General features: G+C 70.5%; 9 protein-coding genes. 5 read left to right on the forward strand and 4 right to left on the reverse strand.

The features are described 5' to 3' along the window. Window positions 1-128: 128 nt before the first annotated feature. The 3 genes from nusA to PKD89_RS03540 all read right to left on the reverse strand — a co-directional run bounded on the left by nusA (window position 129) and on the right by PKD89_RS03540 (window position 3339). On the reverse strand, window positions 129-1478 hold the full coding sequence (gene nusA / locus PKD89_RS03530; protein WP_289010977.1) for a transcription termination factor NusA: 1350 nt from the start codon (window positions 1476-1478) through the stop codon (window positions 129-131). Continuing rightward, entirely contained in the window at window positions 1475-2065 is a 591-nt protein-coding gene (gene rimP, locus PKD89_RS03535) for a ribosome maturation factor RimP (RefSeq protein ID WP_289010976.1), read from the reverse strand. Before rimP ends, nusA begins: the two co-directional genes overlap by 4 nt. A 146-nt stretch (window positions 2066-2211) precedes the next feature. Continuing rightward, window positions 2212-3339 (reverse strand): branched-chain amino acid aminotransferase, encoded by a 1128-nt coding sequence (locus PKD89_RS03540; protein WP_289010975.1) that lies wholly within the window; start codon window positions 3337-3339, stop codon window positions 2212-2214. Window positions 3340-3468: 129 nt separating this feature from the next. On the opposite strand from PKD89_RS03540, the gene PKD89_RS03545 reads away from it, so the two are divergent. Together PKD89_RS03545 and PKD89_RS03550 are read left to right on the forward strand one after the other, a co-directional pair. After that, complete coding sequence (locus PKD89_RS03545) at window positions 3469-3693, forward strand: AbrB/MazE/SpoVT family DNA-binding domain-containing protein (protein WP_289010974.1); 225 nt, start codon at window positions 3469-3471, stop codon at window positions 3691-3693. Continuing rightward, window positions 3690-4055, forward strand: a complete 366-nt coding sequence (locus tag PKD89_RS03550) for a type II toxin-antitoxin system VapC family toxin (RefSeq protein ID WP_289010973.1) — start codon at window positions 3690-3692, stop codon at window positions 4053-4055. Before PKD89_RS03545 ends, PKD89_RS03550 begins: the two co-directional genes overlap by 4 nt. Before the next feature lie 14 nt (window positions 4056-4069). On the opposite strand, the gene proS is transcribed toward PKD89_RS03550, so the two are convergent. Further along, on the reverse strand, window positions 4070-5488 hold the full coding sequence (gene proS, locus PKD89_RS03555; RefSeq protein WP_287392542.1) for a proline--tRNA ligase: 1419 nt from the start codon (window positions 5486-5488) through the stop codon (window positions 4070-4072). Window positions 5489-5652: 164 nt separating this feature from the next. Between proS and PKD89_RS03560 the strand changes: the two genes are divergently transcribed. The 3 genes from PKD89_RS03560 to PKD89_RS03570 all read left to right on the forward strand — a co-directional run bounded on the left by PKD89_RS03560 (window position 5653) and on the right by PKD89_RS03570 (window position 9636). Continuing rightward, the gene (locus tag PKD89_RS03560; protein WP_289010972.1) at window positions 5653-7173 is read left to right on the forward strand and encodes a flavin monoamine oxidase family protein; all 1521 of its coding nucleotides are present in this window, start codon (window positions 5653-5655) and stop codon (window positions 7171-7173) included. After that, window positions 7166-8389 (forward strand): hypothetical protein, encoded by a 1224-nt coding sequence (locus PKD89_RS03565; protein WP_289010971.1) that lies wholly within the window; start codon window positions 7166-7168, stop codon window positions 8387-8389. Before PKD89_RS03560 ends, PKD89_RS03565 begins: the two co-directional genes overlap by 8 nt. Before the next feature lie 80 nt (window positions 8390-8469). After that, on the forward strand, window positions 8470-9636 hold the full coding sequence (locus PKD89_RS03570; RefSeq protein WP_289010970.1) for an N-acetylglucosamine-6-phosphate deacetylase: 1167 nt from the start codon (window positions 8470-8472) through the stop codon (window positions 9634-9636). Window positions 9637-9895: the final 259 nt, after the last annotated feature.

Consider the following 9895-nt stretch of genomic DNA (forward strand, 5'->3'; position numbering starts at 1 on the left):
ATATCCGACGACCGAGCCGTGCTGGTGCCGGCCGGGGGGCGGTTCGTGGTCGTGCGCTGACGCGTCCGGTGCTGGGCCGACGGTCCAGTCTCGCGCGTGCGAGAGTTCCGTGCCGAACGGCTGACGTACTAGGTGGCCTCGTCGGCGTCGGCCGCCTCATCGGAGATCGCTTCGTTCGACTCGTCGGGCTCGGTCTCGGCCGCCTGCTCGGCGTCCCCACCATCATCGGCCGAGGCAGACACTTCGCCGTCGTCGACCTCAACGGTGTCGGTGGCCTCGTCGCCCGAGGCCTCGGCGCTTGGCGATTCCTCACCGGCTGCCTCGTCGGCAGTGGCCTCACCCGCAGCCTCATCACCGGCGGCGGCGTCGGTCAGCTTGTTCCAGTCCTCGAGGCTCAGCGGTGCGGAGCCATCTGCCGGCTGCCACATCTGCTCACCGGACTCGGGGTCGACCACCCATTCGCCGTCGGCATAGTCGGCACCCTCTTCGTAGGGCTGGTAGTCGGCCTGGGCGTCCTCGGTCTCCGAGCGGATGTCGATGCGCAGACCGGTCAGGCGGTGGGCCAGGCGGGCGTTCTGGCCCTCCTTGCCGATCGCCAGGCTCAGCTGGAAGTCGGGAACGATCACCTCGGCGGTGCCCAGGTCGCGGTGGATGCGCACCTCGCGCACCCGGGCCGGTTGCAGCGCCTTGGCCACGAACTCGATCTCATCGTCGGAGAACGGCACGATGTCGATCTTCTCGCCGCGTAGCTCGTTGACCACCTGGCGAACGCGGGCGCCGCGGGCGCCGACGCAGGCGCCGACCGGGTCGATGTTGGGGTCGTTCGACCACACGGCGATCTTGGTGCGCTGACCCGGTTCGCGGGCGCACGCCTTGATCTCGACGATGCCGTCCTCGATCTCGGGCACCTCCATCTCGAAGAGGCGGCGGATCAGGCCCGGGTGGGTGCGGCTGACCACGATTTGGGGGCCCTTGGCCGTCATGCGCACCTCAACGATGTAGGCCTTCACCCGGTCGCCGGCGTGGGCCCGCTCGTGGGGTACCTGCTCGCTCTGGGGCATCAGCGCCTCGACACGACCCAGGTCGAGCAGCGTGTAGCGGCTGTCGGTCTGCTGCACGATGCCGGTGACGATGCCACCCTCGCGGCCGGCATACTCCTCGTACTTCATCTCGCGCTCGGTCTCACGGATGCGCTGGTTCATCACCTGCTTGGCCGCCTGGGCAGCGATGCGGCCCATGTCGGTGGGGGTGACGTCGTAGGGCTCGCCGAGCAGCTCGTAGTCCTCGCCCAGCTCCTGGGCCCAGACCCGAATCTCGCCGGTCTCGGCGTCGATCTCGGTCCAGGCGAACTCCTCGGCGCCCGGCATCTTCTTGTAGGCCGCGTCGATGGCGTCGGCCAGCACGGTCAAGAGGGTTTCGGTCGAGATGCCCTTGTGAGCGGCAAGCTCTCCCAGCGCGTCCATCATGGCGAGGTTCATGGCTGGTTGTGTCCTTCGGTCGGGGTGTCGTCACCCGAGGTGGTCGTTGCGGGCTTGGCGGAGCCCTGCTTCTTGGCCGGGCCCTTCTTGGGGGCCTTACCTGGTTTGGACCCCTTGCCCGGCTTGGGGGCGGGGCCCCACTCAAACTGGGTGCGGGCACGGTCGATGTCGGCGTACGCCACCGTCCGCTCGCTGCCGTCGCCGGTGCGGACGGTGGCGGTGGTGTCGTCGGCGGCGATCAGCTCACCGTCGGCTCGGCGCTCCCCCGGTGCTCCCGGGTTCAGCTTGATCTTCACCGTCTCGCCGATCGCTCCGCGGAAGTGGTCGGGTCGGCGCAGCCTGCGCTCGAGCCCCGGGGTCGACACCTCGAGGGTGTAGCTCCCGGGAATCGGATCCGCCTCGTCGAGGTGACGAGCGATCGCACGGCTCACCGAAGCGACCTGATCGAGGTTGGCGCCCTCGGCGCCCTCGGCGCCGTCGACCATGACGAGCAGCGACGAGCCGCGAAACTCGGCGTCATAGAGGGTCAGTCCCGACGCAGCGACCACGGGCTCGATGATCTCGGTCAACTTGGCATCGTCGAGCATCGGCACCTCCCTGTGGTTGTTCTTGCGTCGGTTGTGAGCGAGGTTGCCGGACAAAGAAGTGGCGTGGGCCAATGGCCCACGCCCCACTCAGGCGACTCAAGCTCAAATCATCGTAGTACAGACCGCCAGAAGCGGGCCGACGCCCCTCAGCCAACCGGTTCGATCGTGCGCATCCAGCCGCGAGTGTCGACCGCACGGCCGTATTGGATGTCGAGCAGGGCGCTGCGCAGCGCCATCGTCACCGATCCAGGCTCGCCGTCGCCCACGGTTCGCGTGACGTCAGCGTCGATCAGCCGGCCGACCGGCACGATCACCGCCGCGGTGCCACAGGCGAACATCTCGCGCAGCTCTCCCGACTCGATCCCCGCCCGCACGGCCTCGATCGACGTCGGCTCCTCCAGCACCTCGTCGATGCCGATGTCACCGCCCTGTTGGCGGGCCAGCTCGAGCAGCGAGTCACGGGTGACACCCTCGAGGATCGTGCCCGACAGCGGTGGTGTGCTCAGCACGGTCCGACCGTCGCGCTGCCAGACGAACATGGCGTTCATGGCGTTGAGCTCCTCCACCCAGCGGTGCTCGACAGCGTCGAGCCACAACACCTGGTCGCCGCCCGCCGCCGACGCCCGACCGTGGGCGGCGAACCCGGCGGCGTAGTTGCCGGCGAACTTCACCGCACCGGTGCCGCCGGGCGTCGCCCGCACGTCGCTCGACTCCACCGCCACGCTGATCGCCCCCAGCACCGGGCCAAAGTACGAAGCGACGGGCGAGGCAATCACCGCATAGAGGTACTCCTCGGCCGGGCGCACCGACAGGTGGGCCTCGGCGGCGAAGAGGAACGGCCGCACGTACAGCGCCGAACCGTCCGCTGTCGGCACCCACGCCCGGTCGGCGTCGATGAGCGCTTCGCACGACGTCTCGAAGGCCCCGTCGGGCAGCGTCGGCATGGCCAGCCGACGGGCGCTCTGGTTCATGCGGGCGGCGTTGCGCTCGATGCGAAACACCCCGACCGATCCGTCGGCCTGCGTAAAAGCCTTGAACGCCTCGAAGATCGACTGGCCGTAGTGCAGCGCCAACGTTGCCGGGCTGAGCGACAGCGGGCCGAACGGACGCAACTCGATCGGCCCCCACTCCCCCGCAGCTTGCCCGGTGGCAGTCCAGCGCATCAGCACCATGTGGTCGGTGAAGGCCTCGCCGAACACCGGGGCGTCGAGGATCGCCTGACGCTCGGCAGCGGGTCGGGGATCGGACTGGCCAACACGAACGAGGGGATGCACGCCTCCATCTTCGCGCCCACCACCCGGTCAACGGGCTTCGCTCCGAGCCCGTCCCGGACGAAGCAGCCCCTACCAGACAGATCTCTCCCGTGGTACCTTGAGTCCGTGAGTGGGACCAACAATGTAACGATGGGAGATCGGGGTCGTCTGGTGGTACCCGCCGACGTGCGCACACGTCGTGGACTCAGCGAAGGAACACCATTGGTCCTGCTCGACACCCACGAGGGGATCGTGCTCCTCACCCGAAAGCAGCTCCAGGCCCGAGTTCGAGCGGATTTGGCCGGGTTGGATCTGGTTTCGGACCTCCTGTCCGAACGGCGCACCCTTGCCCATGGCGAGGACGACGCTCCGTGAGCGTGGTCGATGCTTCGGCGCTGCTTGCCTTCTTGCAGGGCGAGCCAGGCGCCGACGTGGTGGAGGCCGCCTTGGAGCGCGGCGTCACCTGCGGGGCGGCCAACTGGTCGGAGACTGCACAGAAGGTCTTGGGCAAGCAGCGCAATTGGACTCTTGCCCGGGCGCTGCTGGAGAGCTATTCGATCACCGTCGAACCGGTGACGATCGAGGACGCCGAATGGGCCGCCAGCCGATGGCAACCCGGCGAGGGCCTGTCACTCGGTGATCGGCTCTGCCTGGCACTCGGCGAACGGAAGGATGGTCCGGTCCTCACCGCCGACGCCGAATGGGGAACCGGCGGTCGCATTGTCCAGATCAGGTGAGGTAGGCGCTCGCGTCAGTAGCTGCGGCCGACGACGGCGATCAGGCCGTCCCCGTCGTCGCTCTCGGCCACTCCCCCATCGGCTGCGAGCAGGCACCGAACGGTGATGGCGTGCTCGCCCAACTCATCGACCCCGGCGTCACCGATCGCGTTCCACGGCAGCCGGGCGAAGCCGGTCGCACCCGCCTCGATTGCCTCGCCGACCGTGGACACGTCGACGGTGTTGGCGTCGCGGAATGCCAACGCCTCGGCGAAGAGCGAGGCCTGGATCTCATCGAGCAGCTCGGCCACCCGGCCAGCCACCTCACCGCTGGGCACCGGGTTCTTCTCGCCGGTGTCGCGCCGCACCACCACGGCCACGCCCTCATCGAGGTCGCGCGGCCCCATCTCGATGCGCACCGGCACACCCTTCAGCTCCCAAGCGGTTGCCCGCCGACCGAAGCCGGTGTCGGTGTTGTCGTCGACCTTGCAGCGGATGCCCGCACCGACCAGGTCGCCGGCCAGGTAGCGGGCGGCGTCGCCCACCCGACCGGCGTCGTCCTCGCGCACCACCATCACCACCACCTGGGTTCCGGCCACCTTGGGCGGCACCCGCAGGCCGGCGTCGTCGCCGTGCGCCATGATCAGCCCGCCCATCATGCGGGTCGACACGCCCCAGGAGGTGGTCCACGCCATCGCGTTGGCGCCGTCGGCGCCCTGGAAGGAGATGTCGAACGCCTTGGCAAAGTTCTGGCCCAGCTCGTGGCTGGTGCCCATCTGCAACGCCTTGCCGTCGCGCATCATCGCCTCGACCGTGAGGGTATTGGTCGCCCCGGGGAAGCGCTCCTGGGGGATCTTGCGACCGCGGAACACCGGGATGGCCAGGTACTCCTCCATGAAGTCGGCGTACACCTCGTGAAGGATGCGCACCGCGTAGCGGTTGGCCTCCTCCTGCGTGGCGTGAGCGGTGTGGCCCTCCTGCCACAGGAACTCGCTGGTGCGCAGGAAGATGCGGGGCCGCTTTTCCCAGCGGACCACGTTGCTCCACTGGTTGAGCAGCATCGGCAGGTCGCGGTGGCTCTGGATCCACTTGGACATGAACTCGCCGAAGACCGTCTCGGACGTGGGCCGCACCACCACCGGGTGCTCCAGCTCGTTACCCCCGGCGTGGGTGACGACCGCCAGCTCGGGACTGAAACCCTCGACGTGGTCGGCCTCGCGGGCGAGGTATTCCTCGGGGATGAACAGCGGGAAGTAGGCGTTCTCGGCACCGGTGGCCTTGAGGCGGCGATCCACCTCGGCCTGCATGTGCTCCCAGATCGCATAGGCGTAGGGGCGGATTACCATCGTGCCTCGCACCGGACCGTTCTCGGCCAGCTCGGCCCGACCGATGACGTCCTGGTACCAGCGGGGGAAATCGTCGGCCTGGGGGGTGAGTACACGCTTGGGAGCCACGCGTCGATCGTAGGCGCAGCCATCGGCCCCGAGCCGATTCGGCAGAATGGCGAGCGTCGGGGCGCGACACTGGTTGGCGACCGAGCCGAGGGGGTGTTCGTGAGAAAACCCGAGAGCGACGACCGATCGGCCAACATGGCAGCCGTCGTTGCTGCGATCGCCCTATGACCGATGCCGACGCTGACGCCGACGTGATCGTTGTCGGGGCCGGGTTCGCCGGGCTGAGCGCCGCCCGGGCGCTGGCAGGCGCGGGCTTGAAGGTCGTCGTGCTCGAAGCGCGCAACCGGGTGGGCGGACGCACCCACACCGTCGAGCGATCGGGGGTGACCCTCGACCTGGGCGGGCAGTGGATCGGGCCGGGGCAGAGCCGCATCGCCGCCCTGGCCGACGAGCTGGGCGTCGACACCTACCCGCAGTACGACGACGGCGACGATGTCGTCGTGCGCGCCGGCACCGTCGTGCGGGTGGCCAGCCCGGCACTGGCCTTCGCCAAAGAGGAGCTGCTCGGCTACCTCGAGCTGGTCGCCGCCCTTGAGGCGCTGGCGGACACCGTTCCGACCGACGCACCTTGGCAGGCCCCGAAGGCCGCTGCGTTGGACCGCCAGACGCTGGCCACCTGGATCGACGGCCGGAACGTCCCTGACGCTGCGACCGAGCTGTTCGAGGTGGGCGTTCAAGCGGTGTTCGCCGCCACCTCCGCCGACCTGTCGCTGTTGCACGTGGCCCACTACGTGGCCGCAGCCGGCGGGTGGAGCGCGCTGACCGACACCACGGGCGGCGCCCAGGAGCGTCGGATCGTCGGCGGGCTCGAACCGCTGGCCCGGAGGCTGGCCGAGCAACTCCCCGGAGGGGTGCAGCTCGACAGCGAGGTGCTCGGCCTCGATTGGGACAGGGACAACGACGGAGTCACCGTCACCGTGGCCCGCCCGGTCTCGGATGGGAGCGGCGTCGCACAAGCGGGCGGCCCGGTCGTGAGGTCGACCGGGTGGCTGCGTGCCCGCCGGGTGATCGTCGCCGTACCGCCGACCGTCGCCCAGCGCATCGCCTTCGATCCGACGTTGCCGCCCGCCCGCGATCAGCTCATGGCCAACATGCCCGGCGGCTCGGTCATCAAGTTCCACGTCATCTATCCGACGCCGTTTTGGCGGGCGGCCGGTCTGTCCGGCCAGGTGATCGCCCCGGGCGCGGTCGTCGGGGCCACCTTCGACGGCACCGCTCCGAACCACGTATCGGACGGGCCGGGAGTGATCACCGGGTTCTTCGAAGCCGCTCACGCCACGGCCGCCGGGCGCCACTCCCAGCAGCACCGACGTCAGATGGTCGTCGACCACCTGGTGGCCGCGCTCGGCGAGGAGGCGGCGACGCCGCAGGACTACGTCGACCTCGACTGGTCGACGGAGCCCCACACCCGCGGCTGCTACGGCGCCCACCTGCCGCCAGGGGCGTGGACCCGCTGGGGCCCGGAGCTGCGCCACCCCGTGGGCCCGATCCATTGGGCGGGCAGCGAGTGCGCCACCCGATGGGTGGGCTACATCGACGGCGCCATCGAATCAGGCCGGGCCACCGCCGCCGAGGTGGCCAACCAGCTCCAGCCGAATGCCCCTTCGGGGGCCCATCACCAGTACGACGGCGACCCGCACGGCCGCGACCCGCACCACAGCCCAACGGAGCGAACAGATGTGTGACACCTTTGCCGTGACCACCCCGACCGGCACCCTGTTCGCCAAGAACTCCGACCGGCCCGTCGCCGAGCCACAGGTGCTGCGCTACAAGAGCCCCCGGCCCGCCGGCAACCGGCTGCCCACCCAGTACCTGAAGCTTGGCGAGGACCCAGGTTCGGTCGGCGTGCTGCTCAGCCAGCCGGACTGGCTGTGGGGTGCCGAAACCGCGCTGTCCACCCAACGGGTGGCCGTCGGCAACGAGAAGATCTGGACCACCGACGACCCGGCCTCGGCTCAACCGGCGCTGATCGGCATGGACCTCGTGCGTCTTGCCGCCGAAGGGGCCAAGGACGCTGCCCACGCCGTGTTTCTCATCGGCCGGTTCCTCGAACGCTACGGCCAGGGCGGGGGCGGCGAGCGCGGCGACGACGCTGCGACGGGCACCGAGCCTTACTGGTCCTCGTTCCTCATCGCCGACCCGGGAACGGTCTGGCAGCTCGAGACCAGCGCTTCGGCCTGGGTGGCGCGTGAACTACCCGGGGGCGGAGCGATCTCCAACCGGCTGACCGACGACGCCACCTGGGAACGCCATGGCGGAGGCGCCGACCCCACAACCTGGGGGCAGCGGCGCAACCCGGACGTGCCCACCGAGCTGGCCGACCACCGCCTGGCCTGCACCTCGGCCTTCGTCGCCTCGCCCGGCGAAGCGCCCACGCCCGCCGACGCGGTGGCGGTGCTGCGCAGCCACGGCCCCGTGCCCTGGGGCGACCCGGTCGGCCGCACCCGCAACGACGGCGAGGTGGTGGCGCCGCCCGACGACGTCCGTGACGATTTTTCGGGCATCAGCGTGTGCATGCACGTGCGCGACTACCAACGCACGACCGCCTCCTTGGTCACCTGGCTGCCTGCCGACAGGGAGGAGCGCCCCCGCACCGTCGCTGCGCTCGGCTCGCCGTGTTGTTCGATCTTCGTGCCCTGCGGCACTGGATGGATGCCCGAGGTGCTCGGCGACGCGGCGACCTGGGCGGTCGTCGGCGGCCTGGCCGATGCGGTCGAGGCCAGCCCCGACGCGCTCGCCGAGGTGAGGATGGTGCTCGACCCGGTCGAGGACCGCATCTGGGAGCAGGCCACCCAGCGCCCCGGGCGACCGCCCCTCGACGGCGGCGCTGCCTGGTCGGCCGACGTGCGTTCTGCGCTCGCCGCTGCCGTCGACCGCGTGGGCGCTGGTTCCGGTGGGTGACCCGGCGGCGTCCGATTGCGCACCGCGCGCGAACGGCTCGCTCGCGTGACCAGCGGCGCTCAGGCGATCCGGTTGCTCCGATGACCAATCCCGTGGCCTGGATCGCAGCGCAGCGGGGCCTGCGAAGCGACGGTCGCCTCGACGGGCCGGTGTGGGTCGCCCACGACGACGGCCGGCTGAGGGAGATCCGGTGGGGCGACGCCCCCGCCGGGGCGCCCGACCCGACACCGGGAACGCTCACTCCGGGGCTGATCGACCTGCAGTGCAACGGCGGCGTGGGCATCGACCTCGGCTCCACCCCGCCCTCGCTCTGGGGCCCGTGGCGCCGCTCGCTCGCTGCGGCCGGCGTCACCGCTGTGGCGCCAACCTTCATCACCGGGCCCTTCGAGCGGCTGCTCGGCCAGATCGCTGCCACCGAGGAGGAGCGTCGGGACCGCCCGGCGGGCGCTGCGACCGGTGCCCGGCTGGTCGGCGTGCACCTGGAGGGACCGTTCATCGCGCCATCCCGCCTGGGGGCACACCCGAGCCGTTTCCGTCTCGATCCCTCGCCCGGGCACGCCGACGCCCTAGCCCGGCTGCCCCTGGGGGCGCTCGCCATCGTCACCCTGGCCCCCGAGCTGGGGGGTGCCGACGACCTGATCGTCGCACTCCGGCGGGCCGGCGTGGTCGTCTCGATCGGCCACTCCGATGCCACCGCCGAGCAGGTGCACCACGCCGCCGGCGTGGGCGCCTCGATGGTGACCCACCTGGGCAATGCCCAACGGGGCCTGCACCAGCGGGAGCCGGGCGTCGTCGGCGCAGCGCTGGTCGACGATCGCCTCACGCTGGGACTGATCGGCGACCTCGTCCACGTCCATGCCGACCTGATCCAGCTGGTCCGACGGGCGGCGCCCGACCGCTGCGTGCTGGTCACCGATGCGGTCGCCGAGGCCGGGGGCACCGACCGTGCACCCCGGGTGGCGGCCGATCGGGACGACGCCGCCGGCCGGTCAACGGCGGATGACCCTTCCGTGCTCGCCGGGGGCATCCACAGCGGGGCGATGGTGGTCGCCGGGCTGGTCGGCGCCGGCTTCGATCCCGGGTGGGTGCTCGACGCGTTCACCCGCCAACCGGCACGGGCGATCGGTCGTACCGACCTGGGCACCCTCGAGGTGGGTGCTCGGGCCGACCTGGTGCGCTGGACGCCCAGCTGGACCGTCGGCTCCACCTGGATTGACGGCGACCGGTTCGTCGCCGACCCTGACTGACCCAGCGATCACCTCTACCCCACCTCCCAACCGGGGAGCCCAAAGCACGCCCAGACGGTCGTTTCCACTCCCGACTTCGTGAAGGGCCCCCGAACCACGCCGAACCGGGGAGCCCAAAGCGCGCCCAGACGGTCGTTTCCACTCCCGACTTCGATAGGGGCTCCCAAACCACGCCGAACCGGGGAGCCCAAAGCGCGCCCAGATGGTCGTTTCCACTCCCGACTTCGATAGGGGCTCCCGAACCACGCCGAACCGGGGA

The sequence above is a fragment of the Candidatus Neomicrothrix sp. genome (genome assembly GCF_035329545.1).
In the GTDB taxonomy this organism is placed as follows: domain Bacteria; phylum Actinomycetota; class Acidimicrobiia; order Acidimicrobiales; family Microtrichaceae; genus Microthrix; species Microthrix subdominans.